We start from the raw sequence: 16751 nt of genomic DNA, 5'->3' as shown, positions 1-16751 counted from the left end.
CGAAACGGGCCGTTATTCTCAGTACGATTAGCCTTTGAGAAAAGGGGTTTTTGGTGAACCAGATTGATTCCGAAACCGTAACGATTACCCCGCAGGACGCCGTGCTCGTATTGGAGGACGGTCAGGTGTATGTCGGTGAGCCCTATGGTGCCACGGGCAAGACCTGCGGTGAGATTGTGTTTGCCACGGGTATGACCGGTTATCAGGAAACGTTGACCGATCCAAGCTACGACCGCCAGATTGTGGTGCAAACATTCCCACATATTGGTGATACCGGAATCAATGCGCAGGATCAGGAGTCCTCGCGTATGTGGGTGGCTGGCTACATTGTGCGTGAGCCCAGCCCAAATGTGAGCAATTGGCGTGCCACGGGCAGCCTGGATGACGATTTGGTGGCGCAGGGCATTGTGGGATTGTGCCGTATCGATACGCGCAAGCTTGTGCGGCATTTGCGTTCTGCCGGCGTCATGCGCGCCGGCATTTTTTCGGGCGATGCGCTGCTTGACGACAATGGTGCGGTGCGCTCGGTTGAGTCCATGATGCAGGAAGTGGCCGGCACGCCGCAGATGCAGGGACTGAGCCTGTATGAGGAAGTCAGCACCGCTTCGGCGTATGTGATTGAGCCGTGCGGCGAGTTCGAAGGCAAGGAACCGTTGTGCACGGTGGCCGCCGTCGACCTGGGCATTAAGGCGATGACCCCGCATCGCATGGCGGAACGTGGCTGCCGTGTGCACGTGCTGCCGTCGCATGTGAGCTTTGAGGAGTTGCAGGCGCTGAATCCCGATGGTGTGTTCTTCTCCAATGGCCCGGGAGATCCCGAGCAGGCCGAGGCCGAGGTGGCGTTGCTGCGTCGGGTGCTTGACGCCGGCTATCCGTTCTTCGGTATCTGCTTCGGCAACCAGCTGCTGGGCCGTGCTCTGGGCTTTGGTACGTACAAGCTGAAGTTCGGCCATCGTGGCATCAACCAGCCCGTTAAGGACGTGACCACCGGCAAGGTAGAGGTCACCGCCCATAACCACGGGTTTGCAGTGGATGCTCCGTTGGGTGAAACCGTGGATGCGCCGTACGAACATGGACGGTTCGGCAGGGTATTCGTCAGCCATGTCGATTTGAATGACGATGTGGTTGAGGGACTGCAATGCGTCGATATTCCGGCCTTCTCGGTGCAGTATCATCCCGAAGCGGCAGCGGGTCCGCACGATGCCGCCTATTTGTTCGATCGTTTCGTAGACCTTATGCGTTCCGCCAAGGAGGAAGCACGCCATGCCTAAGCGCTCTGACATCAAGTCCGTCATGGTTATCGGTTCCGGTCCGATTGTGATCGGCCAGGCCGCCGAGTTCGACTATTCCGGCACACAGGCATGCCGCGTGCTGCGTGAAGAAGGCATTCGCGTCATCCTGGTCAACTCCAATCCGGCCACCATCATGACCGACCCGGACATGGCGGACGCCACCTACATCGAGCCTATCGCCACGCCGATTTTGGAACGCATCATCGCTAAGGAGCGTCCCGATGCGCTGTTGCCGACGCTGGGCGGACAGACTGCGCTGAACGCCGCGATGGCGTTGGGCGAGGCCGGAGTGCTCAAGAAGTACAACGTCGAGTTGATTGGTGCTTCCCTGGAGGCCATCGACCGTGGCGAAGATCGTGAGCTGTTCAAGCAGGTCGTCGATGCGGCGGGCGCTGAGTCCGCCCGTTCTTACATCGCCCATTCGATGGAGGAAGTGGACAAGGTCGCCGAGGAGTTGGGCTATCCGATTGTGGTCCGCCCGAGCTTTACCATGGGTGGTCTGGGATCGGGCATCGCCCATGACGAGGAGGAGCTGCACCGCATTGCCGGTGCCGGCCTGCACTATTCGCCCACCGATGAGGTGCTGCTCGAAGAGGGCATCGAAGGGTGGAAGGAGTATGAGCTGGAGCTCATGCGCGACAAGAACGACAACGTTGTGGTGGTGTGCCCGATTGAAAACGTCGACCCGGTGGGCGTGCATACTGGCGACTCCATCACCGTGGCTCCGGCATTCACGCTGACTGACCGCGAGTATCAGAAGCTGCGCGACATCGGCATTGCCATCATCCGTGGTGTGGGCGTGGATACCGGCGGTTGCAACATCCAGTTCGCCGTCCATCCCGATACGGGCCGCATCATCGTCATCGAGATGAACCCGCGTGTATCGCGTTCCTCGGCGTTGGCTTCCAAGGCTACGGGTTTCCCGATCGCGAAGATCGCCACCAAGTTGGCGTTGGGCTATACCCTGGACGAGATCCGCAACGACATCACGCAGTCGACGCCGGCGAGTTTCGAGCCTACCATCGACTATGTGGTGACCAAGGTCCCTCGTTTTGCGTTTGAAAAGTTCCCCGGTGCCGATCCGCGCCTGACCACGTCCATGAAGTCGGTCGGCGAAGCCATGGCACTGGCAGGCAACTTCCAGGAGTCCTTGGGCAAGGCCATGCGTTCCATCGACAAGCGTCACATGGGCTTCGACTGGAGTGGGGAGGCTCCCGACGCGGCGGAAGTTGAGCGGCTGCTGCAAGCCATTACGATTCCCACGGAGCATCGCTATCTGCAGATTCAGCGCGCCATCTGGGGCGGAGCCACCATGGAACAGCTGTTCGCTGCCACGAAGATCGATCCGTGGTTCCTCAAGCAGCTCATGCTGATCAACGACACGGCGATGCAGGTGCGTGCTGCGCAGACCTTGGATGCCAAGATCTTGCGCAAGGCGAAACTTGCGGGCCTGTCGGACGTGCAGATCGCACATTTGCGTGGCTTGGGCGATGAAGGCGAGAACACGGTGCGTGAGCTGCGCTGGAACTACGGCGTGCGACCCGTGTATAAGACGGTGGACACCTGCGCCGCCGAGTTCGACGCCATGACGCCCTACTACTACTCCTGCTACGCGCAGGAGAACGAGTTGCGCAAGCGTGAGCGTGAGGCCGTGATTATTTTGGGATCGGGGCCGAACCGCATCGGTCAGGGCATCGAGTTCGACTACACCTGCGTGCATGCCGTACAGGAACTGGGCAAGGACTATGACACCATCATGGTCAACTGCAACCCGGAGACAGTATCCACCGATTATGACATGTCCGACCGGCTGTACTTCGAGCCTCTTACCTTCGAGGATGTGCTGGAAATCTATGAGGCCGAAAAACTCATGGGTCCGGTCAAGGGCGTTATCGTGCAGTTGGGCGGTCAGACGCCGCTGTCGCTGGCCGCGCGTCTGAAGGCTGCTGGCGTGCCGATTTTGGGCACCACTCCCGAAAGCATCGATTTGGCCGAGAACCGCGAGCTGTTCGGTGATGTCTTGCGCCGGGAGAAGCTCAACGCCCCGCGCTATGGCACGGCCTTGAGCATCGACGAGGCCTTCGAGGCCGCCCACGCTATCGGGTATCCGGTGCTGGTGCGTCCGAGCTACGTGTTGGGCGGACGCGGCATGGAAATCGTGTACGACGATGCCCAACTGGAGACCTATGTGCGCCGCGCGCTGAACCAAGCCAAGGCGGATACCGTGGTCTCCGGGCGCTTGCCGTCGCCATTGCTCATTGATAAGTTCCTGCAGGATGCCATTGAAATCGACGTCGATGCGCTGTTCGACGGCGAAGAGTTGTATATCGGCGGCATTATGGAACATGTCGAGGAAGCCGGCGTGCATTCCGGTGACGCCGCCTGCACTTTGCCGCCGAGTACCTTGTCGGACGATCAGATCCGTCGTCTGCGCGAAGCCACCTATGCCATCGCCAAGGGCTGCGGCGTGCAGGGCTTGATCAATGTGCAATACGCCTTCATGGCGAATACGCTATACGTGATCGAAGCCAACCCGCGCGCCTCGCGCACCGTGCCGTTTGCCTCCAAGGCAACGGGCGTGCCGTTGGCCAAGGCCGCGGCTCGTATTATGACCGGCGAAACCATCGCCGATCAGCGTGCCAAGGGATTGCTGCTGCCTCAGGGCGACGGCGGTATGATTCGCCCCGGCCAGCAGGTGGCGGTGAAGGAGTCCGTCATGCCGTTCAAGCGTTTCCGTACGCCGGTGGGCAAGACGGTGGACATTCTGCTTGGGCCGGAGATGCGTTCGACCGGTGAGGCTATGGGCTTCGATCGTGATTTCCCTCATGCCTTCGCCAAGAGCCAGCTGGCTTCGTACGAGGGTGGTCTGCCGACCAGCGGCAATGTGTTCATCTCGGTGAATGACGCTGATAAGCGCCAGCTGCCGTTGATGGGTGTGCGCTTGGTGGAGTTGGGCTTCGCCATTTGGGCGACTGAGGGTACGGCTTCGGTGTTGCGCCGCTACGGCATCGACGCGCATATTGTCGATAAGATCTCGACCCGTGTGGACGCCGCCGCCGATGCCCCGGCTCAGGTGCATCACGCCGAGGGCAGCATAGGCAAGAATGTGGTGGAGCTGATTGAAGACGGTCAGATCGACATGGTGCTGAACACGCCGAATTCGCGCGGTTCACGCTCTGATGGTTACTCCATCCGCGCCGCCGCCATTGCTGCTGATTTACCGCAGTTCACTACTATGACCGAGTTCGCGGCTGTGCTGATGGCGATTGAAGCGGTCAAGAGCGATGACTACCAGATCATGAGCATTCAGGAGCATGCGGCCGAGCTGTTTGCTCTTGAGGAACGTTAATGGTCATGACTGGGCTCAGCCACGAGGAGCGTCAGGCGCAGCGTTCGGATTTCGGCCTGCGCCTGCGCAACGCCATGGATAAATATGGTCCGTTGTGTGTGGGCATTGATCCGCATCGCAAGCTTCTTGTGGATTGGGGGTATCGTGTTAGCGCCGAAGGTGCTGAACTGTTTGCCATGCGCATGTTGCAGGCAGCTTATGGACAGGCCGCTGCGGTAAAATTGCAGTTGCCCATGTTTGAACGATATGGATCCAAGGGGTTCGCCGCATTGGAACGCGTGCTGTATGCCGCGCGACAGATGGATATGATGACCGTCGTTGACTGTTTGCACGGCGGTCTTCCCACTACGGTGTCAGCCATAGCCGACGCCTATTTCAAGCCGGATGCGCCATTGTTGGCTGATGCCATTACGTTGCTGCCGTATTATGGCGCGCGTTCGCTGCGCGGCGTGATCAATGACGCGCTGGACAATGGCCGTGGCGTGTTTATCGCCTCGCTGACCTCGAATCAGGAAGGCGCGAGTTTGCAAACAGCGATACGGCAAAGCGGAGAATACGTGGGCGAAACCGTAGCGTATGGCATCGCTGCTACGGCGCAGAAGTTCAACGCGGATAACCCGCATATGGGGTCGGTGGGGTTGATCATCGGTGCCACCATTCGGCAATGGTTCCAGTCGAGTGGGGTGGATCCGTCGAAGTTCACCGGCCCGATTCTGGCTCCCGGATACGGGTGGCAGGGGGCGCAGGCCACGGATGTGCGTGCGTTGTTCGCCGGAACGCAGGGCAATGTTTTGGTGACGGCATCGCGGCTTATTGCCACGCATGGGCCGGACATTGCGGCGTTGTCCGCCGCCATTGCGGATGCCGCCGGGGAAGTGCGCCGGGCGTTGGATGCGGTCATGAGTCATTAAGGAGGAATGATGCAATCGTCAGGTTCGTATCGTTTGGTGGTGCTGACTGGCCCCACTGCCGTAGGCAAGGGGACGGTGGAATCGTGCCTACTCAAGCGGCATCCTGAAGTATGGGTGTCGGTGTCCGCTACGACGCGTCAGCCGCGTCCCGGCGAGCTTGATGGTGTGAACTATCACTTTATGGATGAAGACACGTTTGTGCGACGCGAACAGGCGGGCGAATTCTTGGAAACGGCTGTGGTGCATGGCATGGCATATTATGGCACACCGCTGCAGCCGGTGTTGGATCATATGCGTCGGGGAGTCCCGACGGTGTTGGAAATCGACTTGCAGGGCGCGCGTCGGGTGCGTGAGCGTGCCGGAGAGCTGGGGTTGGATATGGTTTCCGTATTCATCGCGCCTCCCAGCTATGAGGAACTGGTGCGCCGTTTGGTGGGACGTGGTACGGAAACCGAGGAACAGCGCGAGCGTCGTCTGCGTACGGCGGAGGTGGAGCTTGCTGCCGCCGACGAGTTTGACGTGGTCATCGTCAACGATGAGGTGGAGCGTGCGGCCAGCGAGTTGTGGGCGGTGATTGCCGACGAATATGGCTTGCCGCATGATGGCGAGGAGTCTAGAAACAATGGCACGTATAAGGGTGCCTAAGGATCTGCGTCGCGCTTATCGAGCCCTCACCGTATACTGGTGAGGTTGGAAAATGTGTAATGCTTTCATGACGATTTGGAGACATTCATTATGGCATTCGGCACTGAGCCTACCCCGCAGGGACTTGCGAATCCACCCATCGACGATTTGATGGAGCACGCTGACTCCAAGTATGCCTTGGCGTTGTTTGGCGCCAAACGCGCGCGTCAGATCAATTCCTATTTCACGCAGCTAAACGAAGGTTTGCTGCAGAACGTCGGCCCGCTGGTGGAATACCAGAATCAGGAGAAGCCGCTGTCCATCGCTTTCCGCGAGATTAACGAGGGTCTGCTGGAAGAGACGCTGGGCGAGGATGATGTGAACGAGGGCAACTAGGCTTGTCTGCTCGGCAGGAGCGTATGGTGAGGCTCGCGCCACCCTCCGTGGTTGGCACGGGCCTCTCTTGCACTTGCGGCAGGTATGCGGGTGCGATGCACGGTTATGGCAGTTGACAAACAAGGAAGAGACATGAGCGAACCACGACTGATTACGGCGGAGTCGGTGACGGAAGGTCATCCGGATAAGGTATGCGACCAGATCTCCGATGCGATTTTGGACGATATGCTACGTCAGGATCCCCATTCGCATGTGGCGGTGGAGACCTGTGCGACGACGGGACAGTTCGTTGTATTCGGAGAGGTGACCAGCGAAGGCTATGTGGATATTCCGCAGGTGGTCCGCGGGGTGCTGCGTCGTATCGGCTATACCAGCTCTGCCATTGGATTGGATGCCGATTCGTGCGGTGTGTTGGTGGCGATTGGCGGGCAAAGCGCGGAGATTAACCAAGGCGTACAGCGCTTGAGTCTTGACGAGGAATCAGCCGCGTCTCGCGAGGAACGCTATGAGGCGCAAGGAGCGGGCGATCAGGGTGTGATGTTCGGATATGCTTGCGATGAGACCGATGTGCTGATGCCATTGCCGATTACGTTGGCACATCGGTTGGCGCAGCGTTTGACTCAGGTGCGCAAGTCCGGTGAGGTGGCGCATTTACGTCCCGATGGCAAAACCCAGGTGACGGTGGAATATGGTGAGGACGGCCGTCCTGCACGCATTGATACGGTGTTGGTGTCCACGCAGCATGATGCGGACGTGGACCAGGCGTGGTTGCGCGAACAGTTGCGCGCACATGTTATTGAACCGGTATTGTCGGAGGAATTGGATGTTACGGTGCGTCACGATGACTACCGTGTGCTGGTAAATCCGACCGGTTCGTTCATTCTGGGAGGTCCTGCGGCGGACGCCGGCTTGACGGGTCGTAAAATCATCGTGGATACTTACGGCGGTGCCGCACATCACGGTGGTGGTGCGTTTTCCGGCAAGGATCCGAGCAAGGTCGATCGTTCGGCGGCGTATGCGGCACGGTGGGTGGCGAAGAACATTGTGGCCGCAGGGTTGGCGCGTCGCGTTGAGGTGCAGGTAGCCTATGCGATTGGTGTGGCCGATCCGGTGTCGATCAACGTCGAGACCTTCGGTAGTGAGATTGGCGTGAGTCATGACGACATTGCCCGGGCAGTACGTCAGGTGTTCGATTTGCGTCCGGCGGCGATTATTGACGAGCTTGGGCTGAAGACGCCTACCTACGAGGCGACCGCGGCTTACGGTCATTTTGGACGTAAGGATGTGGCGTTCTCGTGGGAGCAGACGAATCGCGCCGATGTGTTGCGGCAGGCGGTGTCCGTTCGCTAATGGGCGCTTTGGACGCCGAACAGCCAGCGCTGGAGGGTTTGGCTCCCCGCGCGAAGCGTTCCCGGACGGCCGGTACACCACTGGCCGCAGAGCTTCCCATTGCCCAAGTGGTATTGGACGTGCAGTCGCCGCATTTAGGACAAACCTTTGACTATCAGGTGCCGGAGCGTCATGATGCAGCGGCGCAACCGGGAGCATTGGTACGCGTGCGATTCGGCGGTCAGCGCGTCAATGGTGTGATATGGGCTCGTGTGGCGCATAGCGATGCACCTTCGTCGTCGCTGCGCTGCATCGAACGGGTGTTATCGCAAGGCGATGCGGTGCCCGCGCAGCTGCGTCGTGACATTGAGGCCATTGCCGATGCGTATGGCGGTACGCGCGCCAACGTAGTGCGTGTGGCAGTGCCGCCGCGTGTGGCGCGTGTCGAGGAGGAGCAGCGTCACAAGCGCGAGCGCCAGCTTGACTCGCAGCAATCGGCGCAGGCTCATGAACGCGAACAAGCTGCGTATGCCGTGATGCATTCGTGGTATGCCGATGCCGGGCAATTGCGTGAGTCGTTGCGTCATCCTCATGGGCAGTCTTATGTGGTGGATGGGATGCCGGCGGCGCGTGATGTGACGTATGCCATAGCATGGATGGTGTTGTGTACATGGCTGGCAGGCGGTTCGATCGTGGTGGTGTTGCCCGATGTGCGCGAGGTGCAGGATGTGGCAAACACGTTGTCGGCCTGGGGAATGCATCCCTTTGCGATGGCGTCGGCACACACCTATGGCGTCTATGGCGATGTGGCGACGTATGGGGCGATGATGTCGCCTGCTGAACGGTATCGTGTGTATCATGCGGTGCGTTCCGGGCAGGTGCGGTGTGTGGTGGGCGTGCGTTCGGCCATGTATGCGCCGGTCGGCGATGGCGCGAATTTTGTGGTAGTTGATGACACCGTATATCAGCATGCCGACGGCATGGCTCCCTATGCGCAGGCGCGTGGCGTGATGAGATTGCGTGCGCGCCTGCATCACGGTACGTTTATCGCTTTTGCTCAGACCCGCAGTGTGGCGAGTCAATGGGAGGTCGATGAACGTGCGACGCATACCGCCGTATCGTCGCCCAGCGTGCTGTTACGTCCGCTGACGGATGTGCTGCGTGATGCCACGCCGTGGGTGCGTTGGCTGAACCGCGAGGAGTTGGGGCGTATCGGTGACCGTACGGCGGGAGCACGGGTGCCGCATACGGCGGTATCTATCTTGACCAAGGCGTTGGAGCACGGGCCGGTGTTGCTGTCGGTGCCCTCCGATGGTGTGCGTGAGACGATGAGCTGCGCGTCATGCCACCGTCAGGCGCGGTGCCTTCGCTGCACGGGACCGGTGTTGCGCATTGGCGAACAGGAAGTGCGTTGCGGTTGGTGTGCTGCGGCGCAGGTGCACTGGCGGTGTGTGTCGTGTGGTGGCGAACGGTTGCGTGTGGTGCGCGTGGGGCCTGCGGGGACTGCGATGGAATTGCAAGGATTGTTCCGTCGCGTGCCCATTGTGGTGTCGGGTACGCAGCAGGGACGCCGTGCCGTGCCATGGGTGGAGAATCGACCGATGGTGGTGGTGGCCTCAAGCGGCGTCGAGCCGCGGGTGCGTGCCGCAGATGGGTCGTGGGGGCAGTATCGTGCTGTGGCGTTGCTGGATGCGTGGACCAGCCTGTATGCCACTGGCGTGGATGCGCGGTATGACGTGCTGCGTTCTTGGATGCGTGTGGCTTCATGGTGTGCGCCGCGTAGCAAGGGTGGTCAGGCGCTGATCGTGGGTGAGGCCGATCCGGTGGTGGCGCAGTCGTTGGCGTTGTGGGATAGCGGGTATATGACGGCTGCGGAATTGCGTGAGCGCGTGGATACCGGGTTGTCGCCGGTGGTGAGTGTGGCTTGCGTGTGGGGTCAGCGCGATGCGGTGATGCGTGCTTTGCGTGAGCTGGGCGTGCTTGACGGTGACTGGGCCGAGGTTTGCGTGGGCGAACGACGTATGCCGGCGGTGTTGGGGCCTGTGCCCATCGCGCCGCCGCGCACCCAGGATGCCCGGGAATTGGAAGCTACCCGTGACCGGGTCAAGGCAGTGGTGCGCGTGGAGCATAAGCGCCGTGAGGCGTTGGCACGTGCCTTGCGTCAGCAAATGGCATGGCATGCCGGGACACGTGAGCCGGGAGAGCTGCGTTTCCAAATGGATCCGAAAGACATGATGTAGTCGTATGCGCAAGCGTGCCTGCGTCGGGTATTGCCGGTCGGGTGTGTCGCCGTGCGGGGTTCGTCGCTCTGCCGTGAAACCATAAGGGAAGCATAGTGGTGACGGCGACATGGGCCGCCATCATACGCGCGACATGGCAAGGAGGGCAATCATGACGCAGTGGCCGGGAGAGCCGCAGATGGACTACGACGTATTGGTGGCAGATTCGGCGGCGGCATCCGCTGCGGGCAAGCCAATTACCGACGTGATTTTTGATTTCGGCAATGTGCTGATTCGGTGGGATCCCACCGCCGCACTGGTGTCTCGCTACGATGAGGATACGGTGCGTCGCTTCCTAGATAACGAGGTCTCCGGCTTTTTCGATGCGGCTGACATGATGGATGGCGGCATGAGCATTACGGATGCGGTGGCGTGGGTGCGTGCCAAGTATGGCGACGCCTGGGCCGACATGCTGAGCTTCTACTGCGAGCATTTCGAAGATTCGTTGATGGGGTTGGTGCCGGGCGCTCGCATGTTGGTGCGTGATCTGCGTCAGGCCGGCATCGGCGTGTGGGGATTGTCGAATTGGGAGCGTGAGCTGTTTGCCTTGGCGGTGCGTGACTGCCCGCTGCTGCAGGAGCTTGACGGGCGGCTGGTGTCCGGGTTTGTGGGATTGCGCAAGCCGCATAAGGATATCTACGAGCGGGCGTTGGCCGATTTCGGCATTGATGCCTCTACCAGCGTGTTTGTCGACGATAAGGCGATGAACATTGTGGGTGCCAATGAGGCCGGTATTCGCGGCGTGCGGTTCAGCGACCCGCGTGCCTTGCGGCATCTGCTGGTCGAGGCCGGTGTGCCGATTCCGGATGTGGTGCGCCTGTAGAGAGGCGATTGGCTGACGCGATAACGAAAGGGTGGTTTCGATGACGGTTCCGATAGTGTTCGCCGGCACGCCCGAGGTGGCGGTGCCGTCGTTGCGCGCGTTCGCGAACGATCCGCGCTTCACGGTCACGGCGGTGCTGACCCGTCCTGACGCGCCGACCGGCCGGGGACGCAAGATGGTGGCCAGTCCTGTCAAGCAGGAGGCGTTGGCGCTGGGGTTGCCGGTGCTGGAGTCCAGTCCGCATGACCCGTCGTTCATCCAGGTGCTGCACGACACCAGCGCGCGTATGGCGGCGGTGGTCGCCTATGGTGCGTTGCTGCGCGAGCCGGTGTTGCAGGCGTTGCCATTGGGTTGGTACAATCTGCATTTTTCGCTGTTGCCGCAGTGGCGTGGCGCGGCTCCGGTGCAACGGGCCATTTGGTCGGGCGATGAGGTGACGGGCGCGACGGTGTTCCGCATTACCGCCGGCATGGATGAGGGGCCGATTGTGGCGCAGTCCACCGTAAGCATCGGTGCGCACGAGACGGCCGGCGATCTGCTGGATCGTTTGGCGGTCGATGGTGCTCCGATGCTGGTGGAGGCGTTGGACGCGGTGGCCACGGGGGTGGCCGATCCTGTGCCGCAAAGTGCGGGCGCATACGAGCATGCGCGCAAAATCACGCAGGAGGATGCGCATATCCGCTGTGATGTGCCGGTGTTTGCCATGGATCGTCAGATTCGCGCGTGCACGCCCAATCCCGGCGCGTGGGTGTGGCTGCATGCCCAGGAAGGCGGCGAGGCGATGACGCTGCATGTGCTGCGTGCCCGCATCGCCCAGCCCGATGAGCCGGGTGTGCCTGCCGATATGCGACCCGGACAGCTGGTGACGGACAAGCGGCATGTGTGGCTTGGCTCGGCCAGCGCGATGCCGTTGGAGCTGTTGGAGGTCAAGGCGCAGGGCAAGAAGGCCATGGCGGCGGCCGATTGGGCGCGTGGCGCCCGCTTGGACTCGCAGGCGTATTGCGACTAATCCCCATGCTGGGCGTCGTCGGCACGTCGGAGCCGTGTCGTAGAAGCGTCGGCTGTGCCTCCGGCGGCCGGTCGCGTCCTTAGGGTTGCGCCATAATCTGCACGGTTAGCGGCGCAGCAGGTCAAGCGCCGCCGCAAGATTGCGCTCGTCGAGTATGGTCGGCACCGCACGGCGCACCGCGGGCTTGGGGTCGAATCCGATGCCCAGCCCTGCGGTCAGCAGCATGGCGATGTCATTGGCGCCATCGCCTATGGCTACGGTTTGTGCCATATCGATGCCGTTGAGATGTGCCCAGGCGACAAGTGTGTCGCGTTTGGCATCACGGTCCACCACTGTGCCTTCGATGTCGCCGGTGAGTGTGCCGTCATGCCATTGCAAACGGTGTGCGAGCACATGGTCGAGGCCGAGGTCGCGTGCGATGGGATCGAGTACATCATGGAATCCGCCGGACACGACGCCGACGCGCCAGCCATGTGCGTGAAGCGTGTCGACAAGCGTGCGTGCCCCGCGGGTAATGGTGATGCCGTGTCGCACACCGTCGATCGCCGAGTTGGGCAGGCCGCGCAGTAGACGCACCCGCTCGCGCAAGGCCTGTGCGAAGTCAAGCTCGCCGTTCATGGCGCGTGCGGTGATGGCGGCCACTTGGTCGGGTACGTGGGCCAAGGCACCGAGCTCGTCAATGACTTCCTGTTCGAACAGGGTGCCGTCGGCATCCATGACCAGCAGGCCGGGCGCCCGCAGTGTGGGACGCTCGTTAAGGGGTTGCAAAGCTTTGTGCGCCATAGTGTTGATTGTGTCGAATCATTGCGACAATGCACAGTATGCATAATACGTTTCTTTTTGCTTCCGCAGCCTCGTCCGCCATATCGGTATGCCAGACCGGAGAAACTGGCTTGATCGGAGCCATGACCGATTGGCTGGTGTCGCTGATGAGCACGATTGGCGGTGCCGGCGTGGCGTTGGCCATTGCCGCCGAATCGGTGTTTCCGCCGATTCCCAGCGAAGTGATCCTGCCGTTGGCGGGCTTCACGGCGGCGCACGGCACGTTGGGGCTGGTCGAAGCCATCATATGGGCCACCATTGGCTCGGTGGTGGGAGCATGGGTGCTGTATGGCATTGCGCGATGGGTCGGCGTGCACCGCATCCGGCGTGCCGTCGACCGTATTCCGGGTGTGAGCGGCAAGGACGTGGACAAGGCCAATGATTGGTTTACCCGCTACGGCACATGGTCCGTGTTGATAGGCCGTGTGATTCCCGTGGTGCGCTCGCTGATTTCCATTCCCGCAGGGTTCAACCAGATGAACTTCCTGCAATTCACCGGATGGACGATGCTGGGTTCGGCGGTGTGGAACACCATCTTGGTCAGTGCCGGATACCTGCTGGGAGATCAGTGGTGTTCGATTTTGGGCGTGCTCAACGTGTTCGAAGACGTGGTCATCGTGGTGTTCGTCGTGGTTGTGGCGGTACTGTTGTTCCGATGGGTGCGCAATCTGATGGCGCACCGTCGCAGTGGAGGCAACCATGAGTGAATCGCATAGCGAGCCGTCGTATGACGAGTTGCGTGAGCGCAATCGCGCGTTGGCGCAATCCTTGCGTCGGGCCAGTCAGGAACTGGAGCGCATCAAGGATCAGCTGACGCATTTGGCGCAGCCGCCGATGCGTTTCGCCACCATCGTGCGGGTGCATGAGGTAATGCAGGATGCCTCGGGATTGCGCCGGGCCAGCGTGGAGGTGTCTTTGGGCGGCACTCGGATGGTGGTGCCGGTGGCTGCCGACGTGCCGTTGGGGCATGTGCGGGTCGGCGATGTGGCGCTGCTCAATGACGCGATGACCGCTGTGGCGACGCGGGGTGCCGATGAGGTCGGCGTGCTGCGTCGGGTTCGTCAGCTGATGGAGGACGGCCGTATGGTGGTGACCGATGGTTCGGGCAACGCGACGTTGGTGCATGCCATTGACAAGGTGCGTGCGCAGGTGCAGGTGGGCGACGAAGTATTGGTGGACGTGGGTGCTGCGTGTGCGTTGTCGATCGTGCCGAAGGCGGATGGCGACGACTTGGTGTTGGAACAGGTTCCGGACGTGTCATTCGATGACATCGGCGGCTTGGACGTGCAAATCGAACGTATTCATGATGCGGTGCAGCTGCCGTTCCTGCATCGCGAGCTGTATGAGCGTTTCGGGCTGCGTGCCCCCAAGGGCGTGCTGCTGTACGGCCCTCCCGGCAACGGCAAAACCATGATTGCCAAGGCTGTGGCGCATGCCTTGGCGCAGGGCAGTGGCCGACGAGGGGTGTTCCTGTCCGTGAAAGGTCCCGAACTGCTCAATAAGTTTGTCGGTGAGTCCGAACGGTTGATCCGTTCGTTGTTTGCGCGGGCTCGTGAGCGTGCGGCAGCCGGCAATCCGGTTATTGTGTTCATCGATGAAATGGATTCGCTGCTGCGCATGCGGGGCTCGGGCGTGTCCAGTGATATGGAAACCACCATCGTGCCGCAGTTCCTGGCGGAAATGGATGGTGTGGAAGGCTTGGATAACGTGGTGGTGATCGGCGCGTCGAACCGCGTGGACATGATTGACCCCGCGGTGCTGCGTCCGGGACGCTTGGACGTCAAGATTCATGTGGATCGGCCTAACCGAAACCAGGCGAAGGCGATTGTGGCGCGATATGTGACCGATGCGTTGCCGATTGCTTCGGGACTGTCGGCGCATGACATGGGCGAAGCGCTGGTGGAAGCCGCCTATGCGCGTGACAGCGAGCGGGCGATATGCCAGGTGCGCGACGATCAGGGAACCTGGTCCACCGTGTACCTGCGTGATGTGATTTCCGGTGCCATGCTGCGCAATATGGTGGACCGCGCCAAAACCGCCGCCGTCAAGGCCAGCATTGAGGCAGGCGGTGATGTGGCGTTGGATACGGCGATGATGCGTGAGGCGGTGCGTCGTGAGTGTGTCGAATCGCGCGCTTCGATCGCTCAGGCCGATCCGGCGCAATGGTCGCGCACCGCAGGCGTGCGTGTCGGCGAGATCAACGCCATACGGGCGTGCTCGTAGCATATGTCACGAAACGTCACATACATGTGGCGGCCGGTGCGCATGGCATCGACGCCGATGGCACAAATACCTATGGCATAGCGGAACGAGGCATGATGAGCGTCATACGCGCGATGGGAACGGAAACGGAATATGCAGTGATGCGCTCGCGGACGCAGGCGGGCGATCCCATGGCACTGTCATTTGCCTTGGTTGAGGCGGCGGCTCACGGCAGACCATGGCGTATTCCATGGGATTACCGGCAGGAAGATCCCTTATGCGACGCCCGCGGCATGCGTTTGGCGCGCGAATATGCGCCCAACGATATGCTGACGGATGCTCCGCAGCATCGTATCGTCAATGTGGTGGGCGCCAATGGCTCTCGTGTGTACGTTGATCATGCGCATCCCGAATATGCGGCGTGTGAGACCGGCAATCCGTATGATGCCTTGGCTTATGCCAAGGCGGGCGATGCGTTGATGGCGCAGGCGGCACGGCGGGTGCGCGAGCGTGGTGAGGGCATGATTGTGTATCGGAACAATACCGACGGCAAGGGGGCGAGCTGGGGTACGCATGATAATTACGCCGTGGAGCGTGCCGTGCCGTTCGACCTGCTGGTGTGGCTGATGAGCGCCCATTGGGTGACACGCGTGCAGTATTGCGGTTCGGGCAGGGTCGGCCTTGGCGAGCATGGTGAACAGGCAGGCTTTCAGCTCAGCCAACGCGCCGATTTCTTTCATATGCGGGTGGGATTGCACACGACGTTTGACCGGCCCATTATCAACACACGAGACGAGCCTCATGTCGAGGGCGCGTATCGGAGGCTGCATGGCATCACCATGGACGCGAATTGTCTTGATGTGCCGCGTGTGCTCGCGTGCGGTACCACCAGCATGCTGCTGTGGTGGGCAGAACAGGCGGTGCGCGAGGACGATGCCGACGAGATCGCCCGGCTGCGTGCGGCGGTGGAGCTTGCCGACTCGGTGGCGGCGATGCATGAGGTGTCGCATGACTGCACGCTGTCCGTGCCGTTGGAATTGGCGGGCGGTGAGCAGGCGACCGCATGGCAGATACAGGTGACCTTGTATACGGCGGTGTGCGCGATGGGCGCTCGCTGCTATGGTACGGATTCACGCGGCGAGCCGTTGTGGCCTGACGGGCCGACTGTGCGAACGATGGCCCAATGGCGGCAGGCATTGCAGGATGTGGCGACGATTCGTCATGGAGACGATGAGGAGCGTCTGTCGATGACGGCACAGGCGGGACGCATCGAATGGCTGCTCAAATGGCAGTTGTTGGAACGTGCCCGTCGCCGTTATGACACGGATTGGGCGGATGTCCGTTTGAAGGCTCTTGATATGGAATGGGGGCGATTGGACGAGCAAGGACTTGCCGGCAAGATGAGCGGGCGGGTGAGCGTGGTGGCGGATGATACTCAGGTGGCTGAGGCGATGGCGCATGCTCCGTCGGATACACGAGCTTGGCTGCGAGCCGCATTGCTCAATCGCTTCCCCGACCAAGTGGTGACCGTGTCATGGTCGCGGGTGGTGGTGCGGGGGCGTGATGGCGCGTTGCATGATGTGCTGATGGATCGTGCGCTGGGATTTGGACGCGAGGAATGCGAGCGTCTATGTGAGGAAGCATCTTGTGCGGCTGACATAGCCCGGGGCTTGGCTGGTTGACATATCGGTCTGTGGCGTGCCTTCGTGTGATGC

13 protein-coding genes are annotated in these 16751 nt (G+C 61.1%); 12 read left to right on the top strand and 1 reads right to left on the bottom strand.

Going from position 1 to position 16751, the window contains the following annotated elements:
• Positions 1–53 precede the first annotated feature (53 nt).
• The 9 genes from carA (at position 54) to fmt (ending at position 12012) form a co-directional block, all read left to right on the top strand.
• Positions 54–1271, top strand: coding sequence for a glutamine-hydrolyzing carbamoyl-phosphate synthase small subunit (gene carA, locus AC1AWK_RS04620; protein ID WP_476568510.1), 1218 nt, complete (start codon positions 54–56; stop codon positions 1269–1271).
• Positions 1264–4641: a carbamoyl-phosphate synthase large subunit gene (gene carB, locus AC1AWK_RS04615; protein ID WP_476568508.1), complete on the top strand. Its 3378-nt coding sequence runs from the start codon at positions 1264–1266 to the stop codon at positions 4639–4641. Before carA ends, carB begins: the two co-directional genes overlap by 8 nt.
• A 5-nt stretch (positions 4642–4646) precedes the next feature.
• Positions 4647–5552, top strand: coding sequence for an orotidine-5'-phosphate decarboxylase (pyrF, locus tag AC1AWK_RS04610; RefSeq protein ID WP_476568506.1), 906 nt, complete (start codon positions 4647–4649; stop codon positions 5550–5552).
• 6 nt (positions 5553–5558) lie between these two features.
• A complete protein-coding gene (gmk, locus tag AC1AWK_RS04605; RefSeq protein WP_476568504.1) occupies positions 5559–6197 on the top strand; it encodes a guanylate kinase in 639 nt (212 codons plus the stop codon).
• A 90-nt stretch (positions 6198–6287) separates the two neighbouring features.
• On the top strand, positions 6288–6572 hold the full coding sequence (gene rpoZ, locus AC1AWK_RS04600; RefSeq protein WP_476568502.1) for a DNA-directed RNA polymerase subunit omega: 285 nt from the start codon (positions 6288–6290) through the stop codon (positions 6570–6572).
• 132 nt (positions 6573–6704) lie between these two features.
• Positions 6705–7922: a methionine adenosyltransferase gene (metK, locus tag AC1AWK_RS04595; RefSeq protein WP_476568500.1), complete on the top strand. Its 1218-nt coding sequence runs from the start codon at positions 6705–6707 to the stop codon at positions 7920–7922.
• Positions 7922–10141 (top strand): primosomal protein N' family DNA-binding protein, encoded by a 2220-nt coding sequence (locus AC1AWK_RS04590; protein ID WP_476568498.1) that lies wholly within the window; start codon positions 7922–7924, stop codon positions 10139–10141. Before metK ends, AC1AWK_RS04590 begins: the two co-directional genes overlap by 1 nt.
• Positions 10142–10292: 151 nt before the next feature.
• The gene (locus AC1AWK_RS04585; protein ID WP_476568496.1) at positions 10293–11003 is read left to right on the top strand and encodes an HAD family hydrolase; all 711 of its coding nucleotides are present in this window, start codon (positions 10293–10295) and stop codon (positions 11001–11003) included.
• A gap of 40 nt (positions 11004–11043) precedes the next feature.
• A complete protein-coding gene (gene fmt / locus AC1AWK_RS04580; RefSeq protein WP_476568494.1) occupies positions 11044–12012 on the top strand; it encodes a methionyl-tRNA formyltransferase in 969 nt (322 codons plus the stop codon).
• A gap of 105 nt (positions 12013–12117) precedes the next feature.
• Here the strand turns inward: fmt and serB are convergent, their stop codons facing one another.
• Positions 12118–12795: a phosphoserine phosphatase SerB gene (serB, locus tag AC1AWK_RS04575; protein WP_476568492.1), complete on the bottom strand. Its 678-nt coding sequence runs from the start codon at positions 12793–12795 to the stop codon at positions 12118–12120.
• 122 nt (positions 12796–12917) lie between these two features.
• Between serB and AC1AWK_RS04570 the strand changes: the two genes are divergently transcribed.
• From AC1AWK_RS04570 to AC1AWK_RS04560, 3 genes are all read left to right on the top strand, one after another.
• Positions 12918–13541 carry a DedA family protein gene (locus AC1AWK_RS04570; protein WP_476569619.1) on the top strand — a complete coding sequence of 208 codons (624 nt, stop codon included), beginning with the start codon at positions 12918–12920 and terminating at the stop codon, positions 13539–13541.
• A complete protein-coding gene (arc, locus tag AC1AWK_RS04565) occupies positions 13534–15057 on the top strand; it encodes a proteasome ATPase (protein ID WP_476568490.1) in 1524 nt (507 codons plus the stop codon). The genes AC1AWK_RS04570 and arc overlap by 8 nt, the downstream gene beginning before the upstream one ends.
• 95 nt (positions 15058–15152) lie before the next feature.
• Positions 15153–16718, top strand: a complete 1566-nt coding sequence (locus AC1AWK_RS04560; protein ID WP_476569617.1) for a proteasome accessory factor PafA2 family protein — start codon at positions 15153–15155, stop codon at positions 16716–16718.
• Positions 16719–16751: the final 33 nt, after the last annotated feature.

The organism is Bifidobacterium sp. LH_491 (genome assembly GCF_056356495.1).
The sequence above is the reverse complement of the archived record's forward strand: the minus strand, read 5'-3'. Positions and strand labels throughout refer to the sequence as shown.

What these genes read in the sequence shown, in the direction of transcription:
- carB (WP_476568508.1), top strand. Translation starts at nt 1,264, where the DNA reads ATGCCTAAGCGCTCTGACATCAAGTCCGTCATGGTTATCGGTTCCGGT.
- pyrF (WP_476568506.1), top strand. Translation starts at nt 4,647, where the DNA reads ATGACTGGGCTCAGCCACGAGGAGCGTCAGGCGCAGCGTTCGGATTTC.
- gmk (WP_476568504.1), top strand. Translation starts at nt 5,559, where the DNA reads ATGATGCAATCGTCAGGTTCGTATCGTTTGGTGGTGCTGACTGGCCCC.
- rpoZ (WP_476568502.1), top strand. Translation starts at nt 6,288, where the DNA reads ATGGCATTCGGCACTGAGCCTACCCCGCAGGGACTTGCGAATCCACCC.
- metK (WP_476568500.1), top strand. Translation starts at nt 6,705, where the DNA reads ATGAGCGAACCACGACTGATTACGGCGGAGTCGGTGACGGAAGGTCAT.
- AC1AWK_RS04590 (WP_476568498.1), top strand. Translation starts at nt 7,922, where the DNA reads ATGGGCGCTTTGGACGCCGAACAGCCAGCGCTGGAGGGTTTGGCTCCC.
- AC1AWK_RS04585 (WP_476568496.1), top strand. Translation starts at nt 10,293, where the DNA reads ATGACGCAGTGGCCGGGAGAGCCGCAGATGGACTACGACGTATTGGTG.
- fmt (WP_476568494.1), top strand. Translation starts at nt 11,044, where the DNA reads ATGACGGTTCCGATAGTGTTCGCCGGCACGCCCGAGGTGGCGGTGCCG.
- serB (WP_476568492.1), bottom strand. Translation starts at nt 12,795, where the DNA reads ATGGCGCACAAAGCTTTGCAACCCCTTAACGAGCGTCCCACACTGCGG.
- AC1AWK_RS04570 (WP_476569619.1), top strand. Translation starts at nt 12,918, where the DNA reads ATGACCGATTGGCTGGTGTCGCTGATGAGCACGATTGGCGGTGCCGGC.
- arc (WP_476568490.1), top strand. Translation starts at nt 13,534, where the DNA reads ATGAGTGAATCGCATAGCGAGCCGTCGTATGACGAGTTGCGTGAGCGC.
- AC1AWK_RS04560 (WP_476569617.1), top strand. Translation starts at nt 15,153, where the DNA reads ATGAGCGTCATACGCGCGATGGGAACGGAAACGGAATATGCAGTGATG.